The sequence below is a fragment of the Paenibacillus sp. FSL M7-0420 genome (assembly GCF_038002345.1).
Taxonomy (GTDB): domain Bacteria; phylum Bacillota; class Bacilli; order Paenibacillales; family Paenibacillaceae; genus Paenibacillus_AQ.
This window is the reverse complement of record NZ_JBBOCJ010000001.1, coordinates 1,288,258-1,314,006: the sequence shown is the minus strand read 5'-3', so window position 1 is coordinate 1,314,006 and position 25,749 is coordinate 1,288,258. Positions and strand designations below refer to the sequence as shown.

The 25,749-nt window shown below is 52.9% G+C and carries 24 protein-coding genes and 1 pseudogene; 7 read left to right on the top strand and 18 right to left on the bottom strand.

The features are described 5' to 3' along the window. Window positions 1–26: 26 nt before the first annotated feature. A pseudogene (locus tag MKX51_RS05730) lies at window positions 27–491 on the top strand (transposase); the annotation flags it as partial. 76 nt (window positions 492–567) lie between these two features. Here MKX51_RS05730 and MKX51_RS05725 read toward each other — a convergent pair. Together MKX51_RS05725 and MKX51_RS05720 are read right to left on the bottom strand one after the other, a co-directional pair. Beyond that, a complete protein-coding gene (locus tag MKX51_RS05725; RefSeq protein WP_340991513.1) occupies window positions 568–3,006 on the bottom strand; it encodes a flavocytochrome c in 2,439 nt (812 codons plus the stop codon). Beyond that, window positions 3,003–3,629, bottom strand: coding sequence for an NADPH-dependent FMN reductase (locus MKX51_RS05720; RefSeq protein ID WP_340991512.1), 627 nt, complete (start codon window positions 3,627–3,629; stop codon window positions 3,003–3,005). Before MKX51_RS05720 ends, MKX51_RS05725 begins: the two co-directional genes overlap by 4 nt. A 190-nt stretch (window positions 3,630–3,819) precedes the next feature. Here MKX51_RS05720 and MKX51_RS05715 point away from each other — a divergent pair, with 190 nt between their 5' ends. After that, a complete protein-coding gene (locus tag MKX51_RS05715; protein WP_340991511.1) occupies window positions 3,820–4,758 on the top strand; it encodes a LysR family transcriptional regulator in 939 nt (312 codons plus the stop codon). On the opposite strand, the gene MKX51_RS05710 is transcribed toward MKX51_RS05715, so the two are convergent. The 5 genes from MKX51_RS05710 to MKX51_RS05690 all read right to left on the bottom strand — a co-directional run bounded on the left by MKX51_RS05710 (window position 4,721) and on the right by MKX51_RS05690 (window position 11,484). Beyond that, window positions 4,721–5,650, bottom strand: a complete 930-nt coding sequence (locus MKX51_RS05710; protein WP_340991510.1) for an FAD:protein FMN transferase — start codon at window positions 5,648–5,650, stop codon at window positions 4,721–4,723. The two genes, MKX51_RS05715 and MKX51_RS05710, sit on opposite strands and share 38 nt — an antisense overlap. Window positions 5,651–6,059: 409 nt before the next feature. Beyond that, window positions 6,060–6,761, bottom strand: a complete 702-nt coding sequence (gene sigK, locus MKX51_RS05705) for an RNA polymerase sporulation sigma factor SigK (RefSeq protein ID WP_036691086.1) — start codon at window positions 6,759–6,761, stop codon at window positions 6,060–6,062. 128 nt (window positions 6,762–6,889) lie between these two features. Next, window positions 6,890–10,159 carry a DEAD/DEAH box helicase gene (locus MKX51_RS05700; protein WP_340991509.1) on the bottom strand — a complete coding sequence of 1,090 codons (3,270 nt, stop codon included), beginning with the start codon at window positions 10,157–10,159 and terminating at the stop codon, window positions 6,890–6,892. A gap of 179 nt (window positions 10,160–10,338) precedes the next feature. Next, a complete protein-coding gene (locus tag MKX51_RS05695) occupies window positions 10,339–10,593 on the bottom strand; it encodes a hypothetical protein (RefSeq protein WP_340991507.1) in 255 nt (84 codons plus the stop codon). 159 nt (window positions 10,594–10,752) lie between these two features. Beyond that, a complete protein-coding gene (locus MKX51_RS05690) occupies window positions 10,753–11,484 on the bottom strand; it encodes a hypothetical protein (RefSeq protein WP_340991506.1) in 732 nt (243 codons plus the stop codon). A gap of 67 nt (window positions 11,485–11,551) precedes the next feature. Between MKX51_RS05690 and MKX51_RS05685 the strand changes: the two genes are divergently transcribed. After that, window positions 11,552–12,196 carry a CPBP family intramembrane glutamic endopeptidase gene (locus MKX51_RS05685; protein WP_340943170.1) on the top strand — a complete coding sequence of 215 codons (645 nt, stop codon included), beginning with the start codon at window positions 11,552–11,554 and terminating at the stop codon, window positions 12,194–12,196. On the opposite strand, the gene MKX51_RS05680 is transcribed toward MKX51_RS05685, so the two are convergent. Further along, complete coding sequence (locus tag MKX51_RS05680; protein WP_036691104.1) at window positions 12,171–12,800, bottom strand: YfbR-like 5'-deoxynucleotidase; 630 nt, start codon at window positions 12,798–12,800, stop codon at window positions 12,171–12,173. The genes MKX51_RS05685 and MKX51_RS05680 overlap by 26 nt on opposite strands. A gap of 298 nt (window positions 12,801–13,098) precedes the next feature. On the opposite strand from MKX51_RS05680, the gene MKX51_RS05675 reads away from it, so the two are divergent. The 3 genes from MKX51_RS05675 (at window position 13,099) to MKX51_RS05665 (ending at window position 14,787) form a co-directional block, all read left to right on the top strand. Continuing rightward, complete coding sequence (locus MKX51_RS05675; RefSeq protein ID WP_340943172.1) at window positions 13,099–13,317, top strand: PspC domain-containing protein; 219 nt, start codon at window positions 13,099–13,101, stop codon at window positions 13,315–13,317. 62 nt (window positions 13,318–13,379) lie between these two features. Continuing rightward, window positions 13,380–14,045 carry a PspA/IM30 family protein gene (locus MKX51_RS05670; RefSeq protein WP_340991505.1) on the top strand — a complete coding sequence of 222 codons (666 nt, stop codon included), beginning with the start codon at window positions 13,380–13,382 and terminating at the stop codon, window positions 14,043–14,045. Window positions 14,046–14,244: 199 nt separating this feature from the next. After that, on the top strand, window positions 14,245–14,787 hold the full coding sequence (locus MKX51_RS05665) for a hypothetical protein (protein ID WP_340991503.1): 543 nt from the start codon (window positions 14,245–14,247) through the stop codon (window positions 14,785–14,787). A gap of 68 nt (window positions 14,788–14,855) precedes the next feature. Here the strand turns inward: MKX51_RS05665 and MKX51_RS05660 are convergent, their stop codons facing one another. The 10 genes from MKX51_RS05660 to MKX51_RS05615 form a co-directional block, all read right to left on the bottom strand. Beyond that, window positions 14,856–16,193 (bottom strand): LLM class flavin-dependent oxidoreductase, encoded by a 1,338-nt coding sequence (locus tag MKX51_RS05660; protein ID WP_340943189.1) that lies wholly within the window; start codon window positions 16,191–16,193, stop codon window positions 14,856–14,858. Window positions 16,194–16,247: 54 nt separating this feature from the next. After that, on the bottom strand, window positions 16,248–16,748 hold the full coding sequence (locus tag MKX51_RS05655; protein ID WP_340991502.1) for a DinB family protein: 501 nt from the start codon (window positions 16,746–16,748) through the stop codon (window positions 16,248–16,250). 322 nt (window positions 16,749–17,070) lie between these two features. Continuing rightward, on the bottom strand, window positions 17,071–18,228 hold the full coding sequence (gene solA / locus MKX51_RS05650; RefSeq protein ID WP_340995517.1) for an N-methyl-L-tryptophan oxidase: 1,158 nt from the start codon (window positions 18,226–18,228) through the stop codon (window positions 17,071–17,073). Continuing rightward, window positions 18,212–19,420, bottom strand: a complete 1,209-nt coding sequence (locus MKX51_RS05645; RefSeq protein WP_340991501.1) for an amidohydrolase — start codon at window positions 19,418–19,420, stop codon at window positions 18,212–18,214. The genes solA and MKX51_RS05645 overlap by 17 nt, the downstream gene beginning before the upstream one ends. Next, window positions 19,417–20,439 (bottom strand): LLM class flavin-dependent oxidoreductase, encoded by a 1,023-nt coding sequence (locus tag MKX51_RS05640; RefSeq protein ID WP_340991499.1) that lies wholly within the window; start codon window positions 20,437–20,439, stop codon window positions 19,417–19,419. Before MKX51_RS05640 ends, MKX51_RS05645 begins: the two co-directional genes overlap by 4 nt. Window positions 20,440–20,450: 11 nt before the next feature. Next, window positions 20,451–21,203, bottom strand: coding sequence for an amino acid ABC transporter ATP-binding protein (locus MKX51_RS05635; protein ID WP_340991498.1), 753 nt, complete (start codon window positions 21,201–21,203; stop codon window positions 20,451–20,453). After that, window positions 21,200–21,910: an amino acid ABC transporter permease gene (locus MKX51_RS05630; RefSeq protein ID WP_340991497.1), complete on the bottom strand. Its 711-nt coding sequence runs from the start codon at window positions 21,908–21,910 to the stop codon at window positions 21,200–21,202. The genes MKX51_RS05635 and MKX51_RS05630 overlap by 4 nt, the downstream gene beginning before the upstream one ends. Beyond that, complete coding sequence (locus MKX51_RS05625) at window positions 21,907–22,692, bottom strand: amino acid ABC transporter permease (protein ID WP_340943202.1); 786 nt, start codon at window positions 22,690–22,692, stop codon at window positions 21,907–21,909. Before MKX51_RS05625 ends, MKX51_RS05630 begins: the two co-directional genes overlap by 4 nt. 34 nt (window positions 22,693–22,726) lie before the next feature. After that, on the bottom strand, window positions 22,727–23,599 hold the full coding sequence (locus tag MKX51_RS05620) for a transporter substrate-binding domain-containing protein (protein ID WP_340991496.1): 873 nt from the start codon (window positions 23,597–23,599) through the stop codon (window positions 22,727–22,729). 122 nt (window positions 23,600–23,721) lie between these two features. Continuing rightward, window positions 23,722–24,609 carry a LysR family transcriptional regulator gene (locus MKX51_RS05615; RefSeq protein ID WP_340943206.1) on the bottom strand — a complete coding sequence of 296 codons (888 nt, stop codon included), beginning with the start codon at window positions 24,607–24,609 and terminating at the stop codon, window positions 23,722–23,724. A gap of 275 nt (window positions 24,610–24,884) precedes the next feature. Here MKX51_RS05615 and MKX51_RS05610 point away from each other — a divergent pair, with 275 nt between their 5' ends. Continuing rightward, window positions 24,885–25,451: a GNAT family N-acetyltransferase gene (locus tag MKX51_RS05610; RefSeq protein WP_340991495.1), complete on the top strand. Its 567-nt coding sequence runs from the start codon at window positions 24,885–24,887 to the stop codon at window positions 25,449–25,451. Window positions 25,452–25,749: the final 298 nt, after the last annotated feature.

Here is a 25,749-nt window from a genome sequence, read left to right as displayed (position 1 = left end):
GGTCTTTGCCCTTACATTCCTTCGTCATCTCTAAGATCGAGAACTGGACATATCACGAAAATGAGGATACATGGACCTGTCCGACCGGTCAAACCCTGGAGATTCATAGAGAACACAAGGAAACCTTATCGAGTGGATACGAAATTCACAAACGACATTATCGAAGTCGCTCCTGCGAAGGGTGCCCTCTGAAGGATCACTCTACGAAACCAAAAGGAAACCGAGAGGTGGTCGTTAGTCAGGAACGACTAAGATACCAACACCAAGCACGGGAACTGCTTCGAAGCGAGGAAGGGTATACCTTAGCCGTCCGCCGAATGATTGAGCCAGAAAGTGTGTTTGGGCAACTGAAAAATAACCGGGGATTCCGGCATTTTCTGCTTCGAGGGCTGTCCAAAGTGACCCTTGAGGTCGGGTAGCTTCCGCTCGCCCACAATGTGTTGAAGCAAGCCGCAGCGGACCAAAAACGCAAGGCAGCGATCCTCCAATAACAAGAGAATCGCTGCTTTTTTAACAACATTTAGAATCAAGATGAGCTGTTATCTTCGTAGTAAGTCTACTTATGAGTCAGCTCCACAAAACAGCCTGCTCCTCAACAGCTGTCCGTCCGGCAATTCGACCGAATGTGAAAATGTCGGTGAGCGAGTTACCACCCAGACGGTTACCGGCATGGATACCGCCTGCCACCTCACCGGCTGCGTACAACCCCGGGATGATCTGGCCAGATTCGCGAAGAACATGCGTCTGTGTATCAATCTTGAGTCCGCCCATCGTATGGTGAATAGCTGGCTTACGAGGTGTCGCATAGAACGGAGCCACTGCAACCTTAAGATCGAACGCATTTTTACCAAATTCCGGATCATGTCCCTGATCAACGTAAGAGTTGTACATCGCGATCGTATCCACTAGCGTAGTCGGATCGATATGAATTTGCCGGGCCAGCTCCTCCAGTGTGTCCGCTCTGAATAGCGTGCCTCGCTCCACCTGCTTATCGATCTTCGCTTGATTTGTGTTATAGGCCGTCTCCTTGATCTTGTCATCCGCAATCAGATAGAACAGGCCTCCGTTATTGATTGCTGCTATCGACAACTGATCGCGGCTACCATATTCGTTGACGAAACGTTTGCCCTGCTGATTGACCATGACAAAGTTCTGTGGCGGCACTTGCAACCCGCTAAACAAGGCGCCCGTCTGCGGATCGGACACTGGCATCATCTGCGAGAAGCCCATGCCGACCAGATCAGCGCCCGCACTTTGTCCCAGCAGAATACCATCGCCGGTAATCGCCGGAGAATTCGAGGTCTTGATGTCGTCATCGATCTCGCTCCAGTACGTATTGTACTGCTTCAGCATCTGCGTATTGGCCCCAAAGCCACCGGAAGCCAGCACCACCGCCGGCGCATGAACCGTTACCGTTTGCCCGGCTACTCCGGTACCAATTACGCCGCTAACTCGGCCGTCTGCTTCGATAATCAGTCGCTTCACCGGAGTATCGGTGAGGATCTGACCACCCTGTGCACGTACAAATTGCTCTAAAGCCGCTACGAAGGCATAGCCTTCATGCTTCACTGGTTTATGTCCACGGCGCCACAACGCTCCTACCGGCATAGTCACTTCGTTATAGTCAAATTCGACACCCAGTTCCTCCAACCATTTAACGGAGGCTAGCGCCTGATCGGTTAATACCTTAACCAGATCATATTGCCCGTAAATGGAATACCCCTGAAGGTCCTTCCGTTTGCCGCCGAAATAGGTCTGCATCCGGTGGAAGATCGCGGAGTCGAACAAGAATTCTTTGCCCTCTTTCGTATCGCGGAGATAATCAGCCACCTGATGTTTGAAGATACGGAAGTCCGCCAGATACTCGGCATCTACCTGTTCTTCCGGGGTTGCTGCCAGCTCTTCAATCGTATGACTTTCACCCGGAATCGCCGCAAATTTACGTTGCCACTCTGGATCGGCAGCGTTCATTGGACCACCTGTTCGTACCGTATTACCACCTATGGCTGGGAACTTCTCGACGATGATAACCTTCTTGCCCTGCTGAAGCACGCTGGCTGCTGCTGCGAGTCCCGCACCACCCGCACCAACGACCACAACGTCCGCTGTATACTCTTCGTCGCCGTGATTGATCGCACTCTGGGCTTTTGGCCGTTTTTTTAATACATCCGGGTTGGCGCCTGCCATCTTGACCGCCTTCGCTACTCCGTCGATAACCCCATTGCTAGTGACGGATGCGCCGGACAAAATATCCACGTTCAGCGTCTGTCCTTCGATGATCTGACTCGGAATCCGGGTAAATACCACATCCGCAATCCCCTGTGATTCGCCCGCTGTATCGATGTCGATCTTCTCTATACGAGTCGAACTCATCTCAACGATCATCGGCAGATCACCGTTGTGTCCGACCGCCTTTACTTCATAGGTTCCCGGTTCAAAGCTAACGTCTTCAGGGACATTCAGCAGATTAGCGATTTTGGCAAAATGCATAAAGCGATGGAAGCAACTCTCCAAGAAATCAACCGTCCGCTCCGACTTGATCTTCCCCGCTTCATCAAAGGCTTCATTCGCACGGCCCAACAGGAACTCCGAGCCAGGCATCACGCTAGCATTGACACCGGGTGCATCTAGAATCTGACGCAGATGTAGTTGTGCACGGGAGGACCCCTGCACATCATACGCCGCACCGACAACCATGACCGGTTTGCCATCGAACGGGTGAAGATTCCAAGACAACCATTCCAGAATACTTTTCAGCGCGGAGGGGACCGAGTGATTATGCTCCGGTGTAGCGATAATGACGCCATCCGCTTCCGTAATCTTCGTATTAAAGTTCTGAATAATCGGACTCTGCGATTGATCGTCCGACTCATTAAACATCGGGACACCCTTCAGTTCCAGAATTTCAATGTCCACTTTTTCGCTAAAATGAGACTTCATAAATTCCAGTAGCTTCCGATTATAAGACTTCGACGCGTTGGTTCCTGCAATTCCGACAAATTTCATGCCCGTTCGCCTCCCCAGATTGCCGATTCCCAGCTAAATGCTTTGCTTTGCTCTGTCTTGAAGTGGTTCTCTTTAACCAACTGTTGGTTAATCTTCACGAACAATTGGAACTCTTCGAAGATCTCCTCCAGCTCCTGAACCTTATTTGCGTAGACCAGATCACCTGACTCGTCAAAAGCGGCAAGTGAATGTCCCAACAAAAATTCCGAGCTCGGCAGAACGCGAGCCTTAAGCTCTGGAGCATCCAGAATCTGACGTAGATGCATCTGGGCGCGAGATGTACCAAGCAAACCGTGGGAAGCACCCACGATCAGAACTGGTTTATTAATCAAAGGACGGGTGGTATACGAGATCCATTCTATGGCGCTCTTGAGCGCCGCTGGGATGGTATGATCGTATTCAGGGGTCGAGATAATGACGCCATCCGCTGCCGCAATCTGCTCGCATAAGGCTTGTACTTCAGTGGGCGCCTGACGATCTTCCGGTTCATCAAAAGCAGGGAGGTGCTTAATCTCGCAGATCTCAATCTCCGCCTGGCTGGAAAAATGCTTTCGCATAAATTGCAACAGCTTGCGATTCGTCGAAGTATTCGAGTTCGTTCCGACAATACCGATTAGTTTCATAATTTTCTTCCTCTCTTACTTTGTGAATAATTGCACAATATAAAACGGATTTCTACGAATTCCTTTTGACTTGGTCACTTACCTTTACAAATAAATTTTAGTATGAAAAAATACATTTGTGAAATATCCATTTTCTTATCGTTCTATAACAGTTCTCTTATACCATCTTTAGTGAGAGCAGGTGATCCTTATGACTACGATTGATTCTTCCAATATCCTTCATTATCTTGACGCGATTCTCAAGCACGGAAGCTATACTAAGGCCGCCAAGGACCTGTATGTTTCGCAACCTTACCTCACGCAGCTTATCAAGCGAATCGAGCATGAAATCGGCACAGAAATTTTGAATCGACAGACCTCTCCCTTGCAACTAACTGAGGCAGGCAAGCTGTACTATCAGTATCTGATGTCCCTCGAAATGGCACAGGAACAATTCCACAAACGAATCGCTCACTATTCCATAAGAGACACCCAGACGATCAAGCTCGGTATCTTATCCAGCTTAGGTTCGTATTTATTGCCTTTGTTTTTGCCCGATTTCATGAAAAATTACCCGTCTATTAAGATCGAGATTCAAGAGGATTACTCCGAGGTCAATGAAATCCGCGTGTTGAACCATGAACTGGATTTTTTTATCGGACAAAATCCAGAGACCCTCTCGCCCAATCTGAATGTTGTCTCATGGGGGCCTCACGGTTATTATGCGGTGGTGACAGAGAACTCCCCGTTGTATGACATTAATCCGAAGACGTTAGAGGAGAGCCATGCCAATCCGAAGCTGCTGCTGCAAAGTCCCCTTGTGCTGACCAAAAAAGGTTCTTCGATTCGCCGGCAGCTTGATCACCTGTTTCAGAAGTTTAAGATCAAACCAACTGTTATATTGGAAAGCACGAATATTTTCACCACGCTGGAGTTAGCCAAGAAAGGCGTTGGTATCGCATTCGTCCCCTATAGTATCTGCATGTCGGAAGTCCCTCAGGGCTACCGCCTGTTGCCCTTATCACTGGATTTGTTGTCGCTCGATTATTTTATTGCCTATTCCAAAAACAAACCTCTATCTTCGGTGGAACAAGATTTGATCGCACTCTTTACTACAGATGTTCCATGTATGCACGCAGAGCATCCGTAACAGCCAGCTCGTTATGTTCCGTGATCACGATACCCTCAATCTCAGCGGTCGAATTCAGCGTACGAATGATCTCGGCCGCACGCTTGCCAAATAGACGGGTAGAACCAATCTCTCCCTCCAATGACTGCTCCGATACAATCGTCAAGCTTGCTACATCGCTCTGTACCGGGTACCCCGTTTGTCCGTCAAAAATATGATGGTACTTCCGGCCCGCAACCTCCAACTTCCGCTCATACACGCCAGAAGTCACAATAGATTGGTTCTTCAATTTCAAGACCAACGCATAATTCCCTCGCGGTAGCTGTGGATTCTGAATCCCGACCCGCCATAACCCGTCTTCAGACGCCGGGTTCTCACCAAAAGTCAGCACATTCCCACCTAAATCGATGAACCCTGCGCTCGCCCCCTGACGCTTGAATACCTCCACAATTCGATCTGCAAAGTACCCTTTGGCCAGCGCACCCAGATCAACCTCCATCCTTTCCTTTTCCAGGAAAACAGTCTTCCGTTCCTCATCCAATTGAATATGATGCGGATCGATAAGCTGCCGACACTCCGCAATGACCGCTTCCGGAGGATGCTGCGCCCCTGCAAACCCGATCTTCCACGCCTTGACTAAGGGACCAATCGCGATGTTCAGCAGACTGTCTGCTACGAGACTCTCCCTCTTCCCGATTGCAATCAGCTCGAACAGATCCGTATCGACAATTACGGGACTCTTCCCGGCTTGGTTATTAATCTGCATGAGCGCCGAGCTCGGATTATTCGCACTGAAGCGCTGCTCGTAGTCAATCAGCTGCTGCTCCGCATCCGCCAAGAGCGCCGCTGCATTCTGATGATGAACGGCCATCGTAATAACCGTTCCCATGAGCTGTATAATTTTCTTGTCCATAGTGAGCATCCTTTGTTAATGAGATAGTGGAGATGAGTTGAATCGTGAATGCTTCTTTTATAGCAAAATTTTCTTTTCGCCCGATTAATTTCCTTATTTGCTTTACAGCTTACCGTCCAGCAGGCAAGTCGGCACTTCTGCAAACCAATTAAAAAACACCCCTTCAGTTCAGTAATCATAAACTACTAATCTCCGAATGAATAGGTGCTCTTAAATTTTTACCTCCTGATCAACCACTGCTAATTTAGTGATACCAATCGTAGTCTCATAAGAATCCAACCATCGGCATTCAATGATTGTACTACCATTCGCAAAATTCTGAAAAGAAAAGCATCTAGTGAAAAGTATCCCCCATTTGGAGTCATACTTTTCACTAGATGCTTAGACGCAAACAACTTCTTCTTGTAACCTATCGCTTCACCTTATAAAACTCATGATACAGCTTCATCAGCGCCCTCTTCTCAATCCGCGAAACATAACTCCGCGAGATCCCCAGCTCCTTCGCAATCTCCCGCTGCGTTCGCTCCTCCCCGCCAGTGTCCAGTCCGAAGCGGCCGACTACGACTTCCTTCTCCCGGTCATCCAGGATATCCAGATTCCGATAGATCTTGCTCTTCTCAATCTTCAGATCGACCTCTTTAATGACATCATCCGCCTCAGAGCCGAGGATATCAATCAGCGTGATCTCATTACCTTCTTTATCTGTCCCGATCGGATCGTGCAGGGACACATCCTTGCGGGTTTTTTTCAGCGAACGGAGATGCATCAGGATTTCGTTTTCAATACAACGAGCTGCAAAAGTAGCCAGCTTCGTGCCCTTGTTCGGGCGGTAGCTCTCAATGGCCTTGATCAGGCCGATGGTGCCGATGGAGATCAGGTCCTCCATGTCTTCGCCGGTGTTGTCGAATTTCTTCACTATATGGGCAACCAGCCGCAGGTTATGCTCGATCAGCAGGTTCCGTGCCTTGGCATCTCCCTCTGCCATCATGCCTAAGTATTTGCTCTCATCCTGCTCCGATAGAGGCTGGGGAAAAGCGTTGTTCCTTACGTAAGATACCAGCAGCGTCAGTTCTTTGATCAGCAGCGCAATCGTGCTTATGATTCCAGGCAACTTGGCGACACCTCCCGCACATGTACAATGAAACCGATCAGTTAGGAGAACAACGGGTTCATGGTCCTTTTATTGTATGTGGGTAGGTGCCTAGAAGTGCATGTACGGGGAAAATAGGTACGGGCCTCCTACACCCGGAGCAACTCGCGGATATCCTCCTCCGACAGCCGGGTGGTCTTGTTCTCGCCAGCTTCGATGACTTCTTCGATGAGATCTTTCTTGCGTTGCTGCAGCTCCAGCATCTTCTCCTCGATGGAACCTTCGGTGATCAACCGGATCACCTGGACCACATTCCGTTGCCCCATCCGGTGTGCCCGGCCGATGGCTTGCTCCTCGACTGCCGGATTCCACCACAGATCGTATAGAATCACCGTGTCCGCTCCAGTCAGATTCAGCCCCGTTCCACCCGCCTTAAGCGAGATCAAGAATACTTCCCCTTCACCTTCGTTGAAAAGCCTGCACAACTCCACCCGCTCCTTGCCCGGAGTAGAGCCATCCAGATACAAGGGCTGAACTCCCGCTTCGTCCAGGCGGTGCCGGATCAGCTCTAACATACTGGAGAATTGTGAGAACACCAGCATTCTGCGGCCGGAATCACGGCATTCCTGCACAATCTCCAGCAATTGCTCCAGCTTGCCGGAGCCGCCCGTATAATTCTCAAGGAACAGCGACGGATGGCAGCAGATTTGCCGCAGGCGGGTGATTCCGGCCAGAATCTTCATCCGGCTCTTGTGGAATCCGTCCGCAAGCAGATCCTGTTCGGTATCGTCACGGAGCCTCGATAAGTATGCGAGATATACCTGTTTCTGCTCGTCCAGCAGCTCTGTGTGCTGTACCGTATCAATGCGGTCTGGCAGCTCCTCCAGAACCTCTTTTTTGAGCCGCCGCAGAATAAAGGGAGACACGATGCTGGCGATTCGTCCGGCGGGCAGCTCCTTGAAGGTCAATCGTCCGGTGAACAGCGCCGGGAAGACTGTGCTGAAAATAGCTTCCAGCTCATCCACCGAATTCTCAATCGGTGTGCCCGTCAGAGCGAATTTCCGTGCAGCCTTAAGCGATTTAACCGCTTGGGCCGTCTGGGAAGCTGAATTTTTGATCGCCTGGGCTTCATCCAGAATTAGCGCATGAAAGGTTGTGCCGGAATAAAGCTCAATATCCCTGCGGAGAAGAGGGTAAGAGGTAATAATCACATCTGCTTCTTCCATGGCCTTGCTCTCCAGCAGTCCACTGCGCTCCTCTTTCTGACCTGCCGCCACCAGTACGTTGACTGCTGGTGCAAACCGGGCAAACTCATGGCTCCAGTTATACGTTAAGGAAGCCGGACACAGTATCAGAACCGGAGCTCTCCCCTGTACCTTAGGCGGCATCTCAGCCAGCTCGGAGCAGATATAAGCAATGCTCTGAATGGTCTTGCCGAGGCCCATATCATCTGCCAGAATTCCGCCGAACCTGAACTTCGACAACGTCTTCATCCACTGGAAGCCTCTGGCCTGATAATCCCGGAGAACCGGCTTCAGCTCAGCGGGCAGCTCGAATTCCAGACTGTCCGGTTCCCGCAGCTGGTCCAGGAATTCCCGGAGGGACTTACCCCACTTCGTATGCTTGAAGCCATGGCCCCGCTCTGGAAGCTGAAGAGCTTGTACGGAGGGCAGGCGGATTACCGAGTGTTTAAGATCCCTTTGCCTGAGATTCAGCTGTTCGGCAACGGTGCCGAATTCGCTGAAGCTGTCTACGGCAATGGGCAGAAAAGCCCCGCTGCGCAGGCGGACATACTTCCTTTTCTCCACAATCGCCTGCATGACCCGAACAGTCTCCTCCTCATTCAAGCCTTCCAGCTCAAAAGAGATATCCAGCCAATCCAGACCTTCGCTCAGCTCCGCTTTCACTTTGGGATAAGCTTTACGCTCCAGCACAAGTCTCTGAACAGCCGGGGAGACAAACAGCTCAGCAACCTCTTCCAGAACCGGCACAAGCTCATATAACGCCTCGTAGATGACCGGCTCACTTACGGAAACCCAGTACTGCCGTTCCTGTCTGAGCGGAGAGTTGTCCAGAATATCAACGATCTTATTTTCCCGCTGCATATTTCGGATCAGGATTTTCTGCTTGCGCGCTTCATCCACGCTATTCTCTTCCAGCGGATTGATCACAATCTCCTCATAATGAAATTCCAGCCGAAACGTTAAGGTGCCGTCCGCATAATCCAGATACAGCTTAGCCTGCAGTTCAGGCTCCACAATTCGCTCGCTTACTGCCTGTTCCACACTTACTTTCCCCAGCTTTCTTAAGGCTGGCAGCACCTGCTGCACGACCGCTTCGATTTGTCCGGGAGCCACTGCAATGTCGCTGGAGGCCGTGAACTGCTGCTGCAGCAGTGCAATTGTACGGAGCGCTGCTCTGTCCACATCATAGATCAGCCCATCCATAATTAGAGTAGAATAGTCCTCAAGCAAGGTAAGTTTATCCATATTCGCAGCCGTCAGAACATAATCCTTCTTCTTTCCTTGGCCGATCGAAAATTCAAGCGGCGGGACTTGGCCCGCAAGAACAGCAGGAACCTCCGGGTGCCCCACACTTCTTAGGGTAATATTCACTTCTGGCAGAAGCGGCTTAAGCTTGTCCCAGGCCAGCGGAGTGACCTTCAGCGTTCTCCCGTCAGTCTCAGGGGGGTTATAATAGCTGTTCGGGCTGGGTTTGAGTAATTTCTCAGAGTTTTTGAGTAAAAGCATGACCTCCAGGAATTCCCGGTCGGCAGCGCCTATCTGCTGCTGCTCCGCATCAAATGTGAACTTGCTGGTGAAATACAGCGGCTTCCGCTGCTCCAGATGCTCAAGGAATTGTCCCAGTTTCGTCACAACATACCGGTGTTTATAGCCCACCCGCATTTCAAGCGTAAATCCTCTGGGCTGCTGGTACAGCGTGCTTAAGATGAACTCAAACTGCAATTGTTCTTCATGCTCAAACAGAGGAGCTTTCTCTCTATTCATAGCAGGTTTCATCTCGGCAAGTGAGGAAATCAACAGATCCATCTGGTTATATTTGCGTTTATCTTTGCTTTTGGAGGCAACGGAGGCAGAGCCCGGCTTCTGCACTTCGCTACCTGCCGGTTTCTTGATCTGCAGTGCGTGTATGGCCATGAGTGTTGCCGCCACATGCTTACAGCAGTCATAGTTCTCATAGGCGGGACAAGTACAGTGGGCTTCTGGCTCTCCATTCAAGTTATAATAAAAGTCGATCTGCACGCGATACGCTCTGCTTCCCTTTACCTGGGCGGTATAGCGGTTATTCTCCGCATCCAAAACCAGCTTGCTTACCCGCCCCGAATTATAATAAGATCGTCCGCGCTTATAAAAGGTATCCCCGCAGATATCCTTGATATCTTCTAATGTAAAATCCATCTTCATCACCTGCTTTGTATCTAAGTTGTTCTTTACTACATTATATAGTAGACATCACTTTAGAAAATGGGCAAACTTATCCGGCTCATGCCGAATGTCCTGTGCCAGCCCATCCACAGAAAACTCTTGGCACAGGTTCTTCTCGGCCTCATCCAAGTGTTGCAAAACGAAAATAACCCTCAATCACTCGGCATCGCAGCTTCTCTACTATTATAGTAGCACCAGGCCACCACCGTTGCGCTATCCCGCCCAATCTGTTCATGCACCCCCGCCAATACTCCCGCCACACATTCCTCAAGATCCTCTCTGCCCGTAAAAGCTTCATACAGCCTGCGCGGGTCCTCCAGCAGTCTTTCCCCCACCTCCAGCAGACCATCCGTGGTCATCACGATGATGTTACGGCCCTGCCGCAGTGTTTCCTCCGTACCGGCCAATAACCATACTCTTATATGCACATGTAGTGGGTTGATCCAAATACATCTCATTACTGCCTACCCAGCTAAATTGTTCCCTTGTCTGTCCCATCCGGCTCCTCCTGTCCCGTCTATACTCTATGTTTCTTCTATTATACTCGAACGGCTACTACCGCGACTTCATTCAGAGTCCCGCTCTATAACCTCTATCCGCTCCCGGTTGATCCTGTAGAGTCTGTCCTCCGGTCCCGGGTTCAGGCTGTCGCTCGCTGTCAGGAATCTTCTATCAGTGTCCCGCAGAATATACACTCCGCTTAGAAGCTCTCCTCCAACCAGCTTAATGTTCATTCTCGCAGGCAGGTAGTAATTCACCGCGCACCAGCTATACAGAGGCCGCAGCAGCAGCTTCCCGATTACGAAATACAATACAGCCATAATCAGTAGCACCCCATACACCACCGGCCGGTCCTGGCCATAGACAAAAAAGAGTATATCAAACTGATTCGTCATGTTAAGGTTATAGGTAAAGATCAGCTTGCTCATCAGCAGCATACCGAACAGCAAGTAGAAACTGACGCCAAGCAAAACGTGGATCAATAAGATCCAGGGACGGAAGGGTAAGCGCTTCCTGTCCGCTTTTGAAGACAAGTAGTATGTAACGAGCAGTCCCGCAGCAGCCAGCGAAATCAGCAGCAGATTATTCATGGGATGAAGGACGTACATAAGTAAGCCGTTCAAAGCAGCAAAGATCAGAATATCCGCCAGTATGACTTTAGTCCGCTCCCGGAGGCTACCCGCTTGAAGCTGTACGTGGGACCCGCCCTGTAAGAAGTCGACAGCCCATACGATCAGGAACATAACGCTGAACCAGACTAATGCAGTAGAAATAGGTATAAGATTAAAATATTGCAACAGAAATACACCATCCTTATTTTTCCTTTATCATAACACTTTCACCATCTCAGGAGGATTAACATTCATGCTATTACTGAAGTTATGCGTTATTGCTGTACTGCTGTCTTTTTCCTACCGGATCATCGAGCGGGTTCTCGGGCTGATCGCTAAAACACAGGTGCGGTATACAATCTATTATTGGGGAGCCGCCATGATTGCTGGCAGCGTTCTCTGGAGTGGCAGCTATACGTTTGGCATGCCGCATCAGGTGATGAGAGTGCTTCCGCTGTTCCTTATCATACTGCTTGTGAACCTGATCATCTCCCGGTCCTCCGGTTATAATCCAGTGGGTACTTATAATACAGTCAACTTCGTGCTGTGCTTCCCGATCTTTGAAGAGATTGCCTTCCGGGGGCTGGTTCTGCCCATTCTCGCGCAGCATCCGGGTCTTGGGCAACTCCATGCCACGGGAATCATCGATGTCAGCGGCGCTATTCTCCTTACCGCCTTCCTGTTCGCCGTCTCCCATTTGCAGTATTACCGGCTGAACCGCGAGAGTATCCGGTTTATGCTGTTTGCGCTGAGCGGAGGGATCTTCTTCGGGCTGTTCGCGCAGGTGACGGAGTCGCTAGTGCTGACCATTGTGCTGCATATTGCATTTAACGGATCGGCTGTCTGGCATCAAAAAAAGAGCCACAGCTCATCTACAGAGCCAGCGCCTCTTCCGTAATTTGTCTGATATCAATCGGAGACAACGTCTCCTCGTTCACCATGTCCGGTAGAATCTCTGCCAGGAAGTAATCCACGCACTTGAGGTCAATATGCTTGATCTTGATCAGCGCATTGCGGTACATGACCACAAATTCCTTCTCCGTGTTCCCTCTTTGCAGCTCGGCGAAGGCCTCATACACCTGATCCATCTTATCCGCAACCTCCAGAATCAGTCCCTCCAGCGACTCATCCTTGCCCTCGCGCAGCTGCTGGTAGAAGATGCTTTTGAATTCGTCCGGAATATGCTCCTTGATGAAGTTGTCGATCATGCCCTCCTCCACCTGCTGGATCAGTGATCTGAGCTGGAGTGAGGAGTGCTTCACTGGCGTTTTGATATCCCCGATAAAAATCTCTCCGTAATCATGGCTGCTCGTAATCTCGTACAGCTTCTTCCAGTCGATCACCGCGCCGTGCTTCTCTTCAATGTCGGCCAGCGTCTTCGCATATTGCACGACCTTCCAGGAATGGGCCGCTACGCTATGCTCCTCGAATTTGAATTTGCCCGGGCAGCGGATGATGCGCTCCAGCTCATTCAGTGACCGGAAATACTTGTGAATTCCCATGAGGCTAGTCCTCCCGTATGTTAGTTAGGCTGCGCTAGAGTTCAGTCTAATCCTCCAGTGTTAACCCCGGATGAATCTCAGCACCCCATTGTGTAAAATCCGCACGGCTGCGCGCATCTAAAGTGTTTTCCCGGCCTCTCCCCGTCCTATTGCGGTCCCCATCCCCGACTAAGGTCGGGAATCAAGAACAGTCTGCAGGCCGTTTTGCCAGGATGAATAATTACGTACAATACATACATAGACAACGGAAATGAACACGCCACACCGGCGGTCATCTAATATGAGAGGAAGATATATTATGACAAAAAAATTAACCCGCTCCGTAACAGACAAGAAACTCACCGGCTTATGTGGAGGGCTGGCACGCTACTTGGGCGTTGATGCGACCCTCGTAAGATTGATTGTTGCTGTCGCTACGATATTCAGCTTCGGCACTGTAGTCTTTCTGTATATCATCGGCAGCCTAATTGTTCCCCAAGAATCCTACGGCGGATTCGATGACGGCTTCAACTACTAATTCCTTCTATTAAATACTTGAGTCATACCTTAACCAACCCACATATAAAGGAGATCATTATAATGAGCATATTCCAAAGAATCACAACATTAACCAAGGCTGCTATTCACGAAGGACTGAACAAGCTGGAAGATCCGATCCTGCTGACCGGTCAATACCTGCGGGATCTGGAGGACAAGATCGCTAATGCGGAAGGCAAACAGCGTGAACTCAAGGCAGCAGCCAGTGTGCTGGAGCGCCGGATCTACGAATACAAGGTGCTCGCAGAGCGCAGTGAAGCGGAAGCAGTCCAGTTCATGAGCGAGGGCAATGAACCTGCTGCCCGCCTGGCGGTAATGGCTAAGCTCCGCTACACGGAGAGCGGACAGGAATGCACCGCCGGACTTCAAGAGACGCAGGCAGCGCTTGACTCGCTGGAGGTACAGCTTGCCGGTGTTAAGGAAGAACATACGCGCCTCAAAGCCAAAAGAGCCGAGCTGGCTGAACGTGCCCGCAAGGCCGCGGAGATCAAGCAAGCAGCCCAGGCTTACAGCACTGCTTCTCCGGCAGGCTATCCCGGCCAGGTGCTGAATAACGGCACAGCCTCACGCGGATTCGAGCGGATGGAAGACAAGATCGCTATGCAGGAAGCAATGGCCGAGCAAGCGGGGCTGGCCGCAGCGGCTCATGAATCTTCCATCAATAGCGCGGTGGAAGCCGAGCTGGAACGCCTCCGTAACCGGAAGTGAGCTGACGGTATCGTCGGTAAAGCAAAAAGGATGCCTCCCTGGTTATAGGGGCGGCATCCTTTTTTTGTTTTGTGGTTTAGATTTTCCCGACACACAAAAACCAGGATATGAATTGCTTTATTTACATTTTATGTAACAAAAACTAGGCATTCGCATAGATATATTCTATAACTTATTTCAATGCCAAGGAGCGATTCTGTTGGAAAATCAAATGCTGTCCCCGCAAACCTGCAATTCAGAGACTATTGGCCTGCCGCCGCAGTCAAATCCCACCCCGCCGTTCATCCCGATTCCCCCGACTCCTGAAACCTTGTGTACAAACACCTGGGTGTATATTTGGACCAACACCAATGTGGGAAATCTCTGGGTTTATGTTCAGCGGGTCATTCAAGGCAAACGAAATACATTAACCGGCTGCGCCTTGTTCCAGGATTGGAGCGGCAGGCACTATTATCAACAAATCACCGTGGACTTGGCTTATATTACGATGTATGTATGCCATTCGCCGGCGTCTGACTCCATGGGGCTTTCCCCTGACAGCGCATCTTCAGGAGCATTACCATCCGGTAAATCCTTAGTCAAGCTATGCCTGTACCAACAGTTCCCGGTAGGCAATTTCGTCTATGAACTTACTCCGCTCAATACAACATGTCCAACACGGCCTTGGGATGAACGGATTCTTAAGGGCTCCATTATTATCCCTTACGATCCTGCGATGCCGGTTACGGGAGAGTTCAAATAAATGCACTATAAGCGGGAGCAAGTTCTTGGCTGGAATGAGTGCCAAGAACTTGCTTCCTTGTCTAAGAATCACTGCTGCCCGGCCGGTTCAGAGACCTTGGTGTAACGGTTCTCCGGAACCGGCAAGCCGAGGTTGCCCCGCAGGGTATCGCTTTCGTATTCGGTGCGGAACAGCCCGCGCTCCTGCAGAATCGGAACCACCTGATCCACGAATTCCTCCAGCCCGTTCGGTACAGCAGCAGCCAGCATGAAGCCGTCGGCTGCCCCGCCCTCGAACCAGGCCTGAAGCTGATCAGCCACCTGCTCCGGCGTCCCGATGAAGCTGCTGCGCGGCGTTGCCGATTGCAGGGCAACCTGCCGCAGAGTCAGGCCCTGCTCTCTGGCATCCTTTTTGATTTTGTCCGTGCCGCTCTGGAAGCTGTTTCGGCCCAGATCACCGACATCCGGGAACGGCTCATCCAGCGGATACTGCGAGAAATCATGATGCTCGAAGAAGCGGCCCAGATAGTTCAGCGCATTCTCAATCGTCACCAGTCCGGCCACCTCCTGATATTTGCGCTCCGCTTCCTCCGGGGTGGCCCCGAGAATCGGTGCGATGCCCGGGAAGATCAGCACTTCATCGGGATTGCGCCCGAAGGAGGCCACCCGGCTTTTCACATCCTTATAGAATTCCTGCGCGGACTCCAGCGAGTCATGACCCGTGAAGATGGCATCCGCCACGCTGGAGGCATAATCCTTGCCGACTTCAGAGGAACCTGCCTGGAAAATAACCGGCTGCCCCTGCTTCGAGCGGGCGATATTGAGCGGTCCCTTCACCGAGAAGAATTCACCCTGGTGATCGAGCGTATGCATTTTCTGCGGATCAAAGAAGACGCCCGTGTCCTTATTGCGGACAAACGCATCATCCTCCCAGGAATCCCACAGCCCGCGTGCCACCTCCAGGTATTCGGCGGCAATACGGTACCGTTTGCCATGGTCCGGATGCTCCTGCTTGCTGTAATTGAGCGCGGAGCCTTCGAGCGGAGAAGTCACCACATTCCAGCCGGCCCGTCCGCCGCTGATGACATCCAGGGAGCCGAATTGCCGGGCCACCGTGAACGGTTCACTGTAAGAGGTAGATAAAGTACCTACCAGACCAATCCGGCTGCTGACCGCCGCCAATGCACTAAGAATGGTCAGCGGCTCGAAACGGTTCAGGAAATGAGGAATGGACTTCTCATTGATGAACAGACCGTCTGCAATGAAGATCAGGTCCAGCTTGCCTTCCTCCGCTTTGCGTACCCACTCCTTGTATAGCTCGAAGTTCACACTGGCATCGGGCTTCGCATCGGGATGGCGCCACATGGAGGTGCTTCCTCCCACTCCGTGCAATAGAGCTCCCAGCTTCAACTGTCTTGATTTCGTCATGTTCATTCCTCCTCAAATTGGTATTCAGTCCGCATGATTCCTCAAGATCTATCCTTATAGAGCCGCTTGCTGTGAAGCTTGAGCAGCTTGATTAGCCTGTACACCCTGCTTTACCCGTTCAATCTGGGCCAGATGATTCTGCACATGGGCAGAGAAGCTGCGGACAATATCGGTAATCCGCACCGGCTCGCCTTTGAAGTTAATCCCGCTTTTCTCCCATTCTGCGGGACTCAGCCTTCCCAGCAGCAGACTGTTATAATGCAGCAGGCTGCGGAACAGCTCCAGGATGTCTGCGGCCTTCCCCTGATTACTATGCTGTCCGCTGACCCACGCATCCTGATTGAACGCCGGGAGCTGAACCTTCGTATCCGCCAGAATATCACGGATACGGAAGGAGACCACAATGCTGTGATCCGCCAGATGGGCCAGTACCTCGGTCACGCTCCAGCTTGTCGGCCCAGCCTTCCACCTTAATTGCTCTTCTGATAGCCCCTCTATCGCCCGCACCAATTGCTCATGTGTATTCAAGTAGCCCGTTAGCTCCACACTGCTCATTGCAATTCCCTCCAGTATAGGTTTAGATTATCGTTGTTCAGGCCACTATGTTTAATTGCACTTTGTACATCTAAAACGTCTAATTTACAACCCGTTATCTGTTTAAATGTAGTTCGTACAACTAAAAATCCATTTGCTTCTGATATTCAACCATTCGGGCAGATTTAGTTGTACAGACTACAGTTATACGATACATGTACGCCTTTTCGCTGTTTTTAAGTGTACATTCTACAACTATCCCCGAACGAGTGTCCGTTACGCCTAGCCATATGAAGGGGGGACGCTCCACTTCCTCGGTCCTCCAGATATCATCGCACACCCTCTATGATTTCAAATCGGATGCACTGCTATTGAAGCGCGACAATGCAAATGGAGCTATATTCTGCCCGGTATGTCCCCCGGCAGCCAGATCCGCGAGAATCTCGCCAACCGCGCTGGAGAATTTGAAGCCATGGCCCGAGAAGCCTCCGGCCAGCAGCACATGGCTGTGAGCCGGATGGCGGTCGATGATGAAATCCTCATCCGGCGTATGCTCATATTTACAGACGGAGCCCTTAAGCAGCTTGCCGGCAGCGCCGGGCATATAGGCTTCGAGCACACGGCGCAGGTCGCCTTCATCGCTCTCCAGACTGCCGAATGCCTGCAGCGGTTCACCGGGCTTCCATTCTTCGCCTGTGTCATGACGGCCGATCTTCAGTCCTGCCCCGCCGATACTTGGGAAGCCGTAGAACCCGCCATCCTCTGAACCGAGCGTGAAGCCGGGGAATCTCCCGGCATCGAAATCCGGCGTACTCCCAAACCAGCCTACTACCTTGCGTACCGCTTTAATCGGCAAGTTGACGAAGGGCGACAATGAACTGAACCAGGCCCCGGCACTAAGAACAGCAGCCGCTCCATGGTAATCGCCATTCTTCGTATGGACCGTGACACTGCCTTCGCGGGCCGTCACCTTCAGCACGGGTGTATTCGTCAGCAGCTCCGCACCGTGAGCCAGCGCAAGCTGCCGGTAAGCGGTAATGCACCGCTCACTATAGAGGTAACCGGCATCCGGCTCATACATCGCCTCGAAGGATTCCGGGAGGTTCAGGGCTGGCCAGCGGCGGCGGATTTCCGCCGCATCCAGCTGTTCGGTCCGCACCTTCCGCTTCTGCGCTTCCGCATGGCGTCCGGCGAAGGAATACACACGGCTGTCCGCCAGATTGAGCACACCTGACGGAGCCAGCAGCTTGAGGCCGCTCTCTGTCTCCGCCTCTTCCCACAGCACCTGGGCACGGAGCGCCAGGTCAATATAGGCAGGATCTCCGCTGTAGGCGTGCCGGATCAGCCGGGTCTCCCCGTGATGGCTTCCTTCCGTATGCGGCGGATCGAAGGCATCGATCAGCAGTGTCTTCACACCGCGCCGGGCCAGATGGTAGCCGGCGCTCATTCCCATGGAGCCGGCGCCGACAATAATAACTTCATAATCAGAACGCTCCGCTATGATCTGCACCCCTTTCCACCGCGAGATATTCAAGCACACGGACGGCCAGATCGCTGAAGAATTCTGCACCTACAGGCAGCGCTGCTTCGTCCAGCTCAAAGGCAGGATGGTGCCATTCACGGCTTCCGGCCGTGCCGGTGAAGACAAACAATCCGGGAACCTCCTGCTGATAGAAGGCGAAGTCCTCCCCGGCTGGTGACGGCACCGGCTGTACAGCGGTATAGCCCAGCTTCGCTGCCGTTTCTTCCCCCAGCCGGGCCAGCAGCGCATCGTTGATGACCGGCGGCGGTCCGCCAATCCAGCGCACGCTGGCTTCAGCTCCAAGCGCAGCGGCCACACCCGTGACCACCTCCTCGAACCGCTTCAGCACCCTGCCGCGCACCGCCCCATCGAAGGAACGGATCGTTCCTTCGAGCACCGCCGTGTCCGGGATGATGTTCCACGAATTGCCGCTGTGGATCTGCGTGACGCTGATTACAGCGCTGCCCAGGCTGCTCACATTCCGGCTGACGATGGATTGCAGCGCCGTTACAATATGCGAGGCAGCTACAATGGGATCGATCCCGGCCTCCGGCACGGCTGCATGGGAGCCGAAGCCCCGGATACTGACAGCGAAGCCGTCTGCGGCCGCCATCAGCGGACCGGCCTTAATGCCAAGGGTCCCTACCGGCAGATCAGGCTTATTGTGCATTCCGATCACGGCACGGACCTGATCCAGCCCTCCAGCTGCGATGATCTGCTGCGCTCCCTTCGCCTTCTCCTCGGCAGGCTGGAACAGGAAGCGAACCGTTCCGCTCAAAGCGCTTTCCTGCTCCTTGAGCTGATACACAGCTCCAAGCAGCACTGCCGTATGGAAGTCATGCCCGCAGGCATGCATTCTGCCCGGATACAGCGAAGCATAGGGCAGCCCGGTCTCTTCCTGGATCGGCAAGGCATCTATGTCAGCCCGCAGCGCAATCACCGGCCCGCCCTGCTGACCGCCGACTTCGGCAATGACCCCGGTCTTCAGCCCGGAATCTGTAATCTTCACCCCCGCCTGCTTCAGCAGCGATGTGATGTATGCGGTAGTCTCAACCTCTTCCCCTGACAGCTCCGGGTGCCGGTGCAGATGACGCCTGATTTCAACCAGCCGCTCCTTGAACGCCAGGGAATGCACTTCACGGGCAGCGGATTCTGCCGCTGTACTGGTCATAATGAAGCCCCTGCAATAGCCCCGGCCAGCGCCTCACTCAGCAGCTCGAAGGAACGCTGCCGCTTCTCGAATGGCTGTATATTCGTAGTGATGATGAACTCATCCACCCCGGAAGCTTCGGCCAACGCCAGCAGCTGCTCACGTACCGTCTCCTTCGTCCCCTTGGTAATCTCAGGCTCCCGCTCCTCCAGCGTGTACGCTTCCTCACTCTGGCGTGTGAACTCCTCGGCCTGCTCCCGGCTGGCCAGCGTCAGGATCTTGCCGCTGGCGAAACGGATGCGGATCAGCTTATGCGCTCCGGCCAATTCTCCGGCCTCCTCTTCCGTATCGGCCACGATGACAGCCAGCGCAATAATCACCTGCGGCTCCTGCCCGCCGCTTCTATTGAAGCCGCTGCGGTAAGCCCGCACCGCCTCTAGAGCAACAGCCTGATCGCCGCCGATGAACAGGGAGAACACATACGGCAAGCCCAGGCTGGCTGCGATCTCGGCACTGGCGACACTGGCGCCAAGTACATGCAGCTCCGGCGGGATGCCGGGGAGCGGGCCTGCCTTCAACCCGTGCAGCGGATGCTCCGCCTCCAGCCGGTTATGCACATATTTGTCCAGCTCCGTGATTTTGTCCGTTAATGAAGCGGCTTCCACGCCTCCCTGCTGCAAGGCCTGTGTGCTGCGCGGCAGACCTCCGGGAGCGCGTCCTACCCCTAAGTCCACCCGTCCCGGGGCCAGCGAAGCCAGCACGTTGAAGTTCTCAGCCACCTTATAGGGGCTGTAATGCTGAAGCATAATTCCGCCGGAGCCGATGCGGATACGCTCCGTCCTGGCCAGCAGGTGCGAGATCAGTACCTCGGGAGAAGACCCGGCTACCTGCTCGGAATCATGATGCTCGGATACCCAGAAGCGGCGGAAGCCGAGGCGTTCCGATAGCTGCGCCAGCCTGATCGTATGTGCAAAAGCCTCTTCCGGTGTCTCCCCCGGATAGATCGGGCTTTGGTCGAGTACGCTGATTGTAATTGCCATAGATATGCCTCCTAGATGGAATAGTTCAGCTCCGGCGTAATCCGCTTCAGGAACTGCTTCGTTCGTTCTTCACGCGGGTGGTTGAATACTTCCGTGGGTGTGCCCTCCTCGACAATCACTCCGCCGTCCATAAATACCACATGATTCGCCACATCGCGGGCAAACCCCATTTCATGCGTCACCACAATCATCGTGATGCCTTCCTTGGCGATCTTGCGGATCACCGCAAGCACTTCGCCCACCAGCTCCGGGTCCAGTGCCGAGGTCGGTTCATCGAAGAGGATGACCTCCGGCTCCAGTGCGAGCGCCCGGGCAATGCCGACCCGCTGCTGCTGGCCGCCGGAGAGCTGGCTCGGATAGGCATCCAGCTTGGCGCCGAGTCCGACCTTCTCCAGCAGGGCGATGCTCTTCTCCCTCGCTGCCTCCTTAGGCAGCTTCTTGACGATCAGGAGGCCTTCCATCACATTCTCCAGCGCGGTTTTGTGCCGGAACAGATTATATTGCTGGAAGACCATGGCCGTCTTTTGCCGGAGCTGGTGGATATCCTTCTTACGGGCGTGCCGGAAGTCCAGCTTGAAGTCCCCAATGGAGATTTCGCCGCCGTTGGGCTTCTCCAGCACATTCACGCAGCGCAGCAGGGTGGTTTTGCCGGAGCCGCTGGGACCGAGAATGACCACCACCTCGCCCTTGGACACCTCCAGATCAATCTGGTTCAGCACCTGATGGCGCCCGAACGACTTCGATAGCTGTGACAGCTTAATCATGCGACTCCCCCCCGGTTATATAGATTTATCCTTTTCTCAATCAGGGCCGTTGCCCGCTCAATGAGGAACGTCAGTCCCCAGAAGATCAGCGCCGCCGCAAGGTAGGCCTCGAAGAACTTCCAGTTGGTTGAAGCGACAATCTGCGCCTGGGCATTGATATCCACCACCGATACGGTAAAAGCCAGCGTAGACCCGTGCAGCATCCCGATTACGGAATTGGACAGATTCGGCAGGCTCGCCGCCAGCGCCTGAGGGAACACAATCCGCCGCAACGCCTGCGGAGTGCTCATCCCGATGGAATGGGCCGCTTCGAGCTGACCGCGATCCACCGCCAGCAGACCGGAGCGCACCACCTCAGACATATAGGCCCCCGCTGTAATGGAGAAAGAAATATAGGCGAAGCCGATCATCGGTATTGATACCGAGCGGAAGCTCCAGCCGAACTGTGCAGCAAGCCCGTCGATGATCATCGGCAGCCCGAAATAGATCAGCAGCAGATGCGTCAGCATCGGGGTGCCGCGGATGAATGTGACATACCCTGCGGCCAGCGGATACAGCCCGGGGACTCTATAAATCCGGATCAGGGCCACAACCGTACCGATCACGAAGCCTGCCAGCACCGACACAACCGTGATATACAGCGTCGTAGGAATGGCTCCCAGAATCTGCAGGAAGGCCGTCCAGATAAACGATGGGTCCAGCTTCATAACGTGCCGCCTCCTTTACCCGCTCCCATATCCGCAACGATTGTGCGGTAGGATGCTTTTCGCTGCAGAGTGAACCGCTTCTTCGCCGGGCTGTCCTGAGCTTCATGCCGGAGTAACCGGCGCTCCGCTACCAGCAGCAGCTTCTCAATGCACAAGCTGATCACAAGATAGATAAGAGCAAGTGCAATATACGTCTCAATGAAATGCTGGGTCGCGCTGCCCAGGGTCTGAGCCTTGCCCGTCATCTCCATCACTCCCAGCGTGAACGCCAGCGAAGTATCCTTCAGCAGCGCGATGACCAGGTTCGAGAAGACGGGAATCGCAATTCCCAGCGCCTGAGGCAGCACAATACGGGTAAAAGCCTGGTAAGAGGTCATCCCCGTAGCGTAAGCCGCTTCCACCTGGCCTTTATCAACAGCCGTTACCGAGGCGCGAATCATCTCCGACATGAAGGCCCCGGTATGCAGACCGTAAGTCAGAATCACGAACACCAGCACCGGAGTCCGCGTCATATCCAGATTCACCAGCTTCAGCACTTCAGGCAGACCGTAATAGAACAGGAATAATTGAATCAGAATGGGCGTCCCCCGGAAAAAAGAGATGTACACCTCAGCGCAGGTCTTCAGGACCGGCACCTTATACAGGCGGGGAAGCGCAATGATAAATCCGACAACCATTCCTGCGAGCAGCGAACAGGCTACGATAAGGAGCGTGGTGCTCAGCGTAGTCAGCAGCTTGGGCAGGAACGAGAAGACAAAACCTAGATCAAACGGTGCACCCATCCTGCACCTCCTTTCCGCTGTATGGGCCTGCGCATTATTGAACCGATGAGGTGGTGACGTCCGCCCCCAGCCACTGTGTGCTTATTTTGCCAAGGGTGCCGTCTGTCTTAAGCTCCTTGACCACACCGTCAATGGCATCCGACAGCTTCTGCGAAGGGGCATCATCCTTGCGCAGCACATACAGAATATCAGCGGAGGACAGCTCGGGACCCACCGCCTGCAGCTTGCTCTGCGGGTCGATGATTGGCAATACGAAATCCGCAGCAAGTGTAGCATCCACCCTTCCTGAATCAATCTGGCTGACCGTATCATTGGCGGCACCGTTCTGATAGACAATTTGGATTGAATCCGCACCGTGCTCCTTGTTATAGTTCTCAAGAATTTGCGCTTGTGCGCTGGTCGCGCCGGTCAGCACCTTCTTACCTTTCAAGTCATCCAGTGTCTGGATGGAATCATTGCCTTTGGCTACAACAATGCGGTTTCTCCAGTGGGCATAAGCTTCCTTGTTAAAAGCGTACTTTTGCTCCCGCTCCGGGTTCTTCTCCATGACATGGGCCACCAGGTCAATCTTCTTCGTCTCAAGGCTCAGCAGCAGATTGCTGAAGTCCATCGTCTGGAATTCAAACTCATACTCCGGCAGTCGCTTGTCAATCTCCTTCAGCAGCTCTACATCGAAGCCGGTCAGCTTGCCGTTCTCATCGATGAAGCAGACATTGGGAAAAGCAGTGCCGGTGCCGACCACGATCTTGGTCACCTTAGCCGGATCGGCGGCAGCAGCCGTGGACTCCGGACTATTCGGAGATGCTGCCCCCGCTACCTTGCCGTTATTTGCGCTGTTATTGGTGCCGCAGCCAGCGATCAGCAGTGTTAGTACAAGTGTGGATGCGAACGAAATGGTCTTGTTCATCTCTCAAACCCCTTTTCAATTTAGATAATCCCTATCTGTTTAGTGGTGATTATATGCAATTAACTTTATCACTGCACGCTGCCATGCGCTAATAGAGTTTCTTAATATGGTTATTCAAGAAGTCAATTCAGCTTACTCAACGTCCCCGTCCCCAGCTCCAGCAGGGTGTCCAGGAACTCCGCGTTCTCCCCGTTCAGTGAGATCAGGCTGGTCCGCAGGGAGATGCCTTCGGTCTCCGTGATATCCACCCTTACCAGCGTTCCCGCCTCTACCTCATCCTGCACACTCAAGGCTGGAAGGAAGCAGATTCCCGCTTGCTTCAGCACCAGCTTCTTGGCGGTCTCCAGGTTATCCACCTGATAGACAATGCCCGGCGGACGCTCCATGCTCTCGAATACCCGGTGCAGACGCATCCAGTCCAGCGAGCCGCATTCGAAGAATACGAGGGTCTGCTCAGAGATCTCCCGGATCGAAGCGCGGCCCTTGCGGGCCAGCGGATGACCGGCATACACATACAGCGAGATCGGGTCTTCACAGAAGGGGAACGACTGGATGGCCGGATTCACTACCTTGCGGATAAAAGCGAGATCGATCTCCTTCGCCTTCAGCTTCTCAATCAATACTTCCGTAGGAGCAGTCGTCAGCTTCATACGGATGTGGGGATACCGCCGCTTCAAATGCAGCAGCAGACGGGGCATCAGATAATTGGAGACCGATACGGTGCTGCCGATCCTCAGTTCGCCGGGGATTTGGCCTTTGGATTGAATCTGATGCCTGCCGTTCTGATAGACCTGCAGAATTTGCTGCGCATAGGGGAGGAACTGGCGGCCTTTATCCGTCAGGTTAATCTGCTTGCCCAGCCGGTCGAATACTTTGCAGTCCAGCTCCCGTTCCAGTGACTGGATACGGGCCGTCACTGTCGGCTGCGAGATATAGAGCACATCTGCCGCTTTGTTGAAGCTTCCGTAGTGGTTAATGTAGACAAAAGCCTCAATGTTCTCGATATTCAAGCGTAATCCCCCTCCGCATTTTATAATTTTCACTATTCCAATTGACTAACAATGAATTAGGGCCGCACTTTCCTATAGAATTTGTTTATATCTTAGTCACCGGCCCTTTTTTTGTCAACAGACTTATTGTGTAACATACGGCCTTAACCATTACATTGATCACAATTACAGATAGAACTTTTCTATCCATTAATCAAAATCATTAAATTCCTCTTATACTTATCGGATTTATAGATTATAATAACAAAACACCATTACCGGACAGGAGGCACCAGATGAATCACTCAGCAGAACTTGTAATCCGTGAAGCCGCAGCTTCCGACCGTGAAGCCATTGCCGGGGTCTTGCTCGAAGCTTACAGCGAATATGCAGCCGTGCTGCCCGAACCGTTCTGGGCGGAGTACCGGGATTCTATTCTCGGCTCCGTTCATGGCGATGCACCCGTCTCCCGGATTGTAGCGGAGCTGGACGGACAAATTGTAGGGAGCGTGCTGCTGTTCACCTCCTCAGAGGCTGCTTACGGCAGGCCGGAGCTTGGCATCCATACACCGATCATCCGTCTGCTGGCCGTATCTCCGGCGGTCCGGGGACGCGGGGTGGCCAGACTTCTGATCCGTGAAGCCGCAGAAAGGGCTGTTGCGCTAGGAGCAGCCAGCTTAAATCTTCATACTTCGGATATGATGGCCTCTGCGATTAGATTGTACGAGGCATTGGGCTTCAAGCGGGCTTATGAAACGGATTTGAAGAACGGGGATACTCTGGTCAAAGGCTACCGCCTGGAGCTGCCGGTCTCCGCCGGTTCACACGCGGAACCAACTTCTACGGCCAGGATAACGGGCTAAGCTGTGCTTTTGTTACGGCATATTAGGGGCTTATTAGGGCTTATCGTTTTGTTACGGCTTAGTAGAGCTTATTACGGCCTATCACGGTGATTCAGCGGAGCACTGTAGGGCTGTGTTTGGTCCGAGGGCAACTTGAGCCGGGAAATTGCAAAAATCTTGCCCAAAAGACAACAATCCCCTCCCCATCCGCACCAAAATTCGAAATTGTTGTCTAAACGTCAGCATTTCTCCTCCTCCGGGCGGCTTAACGGGGCAATTCCTGCATTTGTTGCAACAATCCCCTTGGACGCCTAAGTAT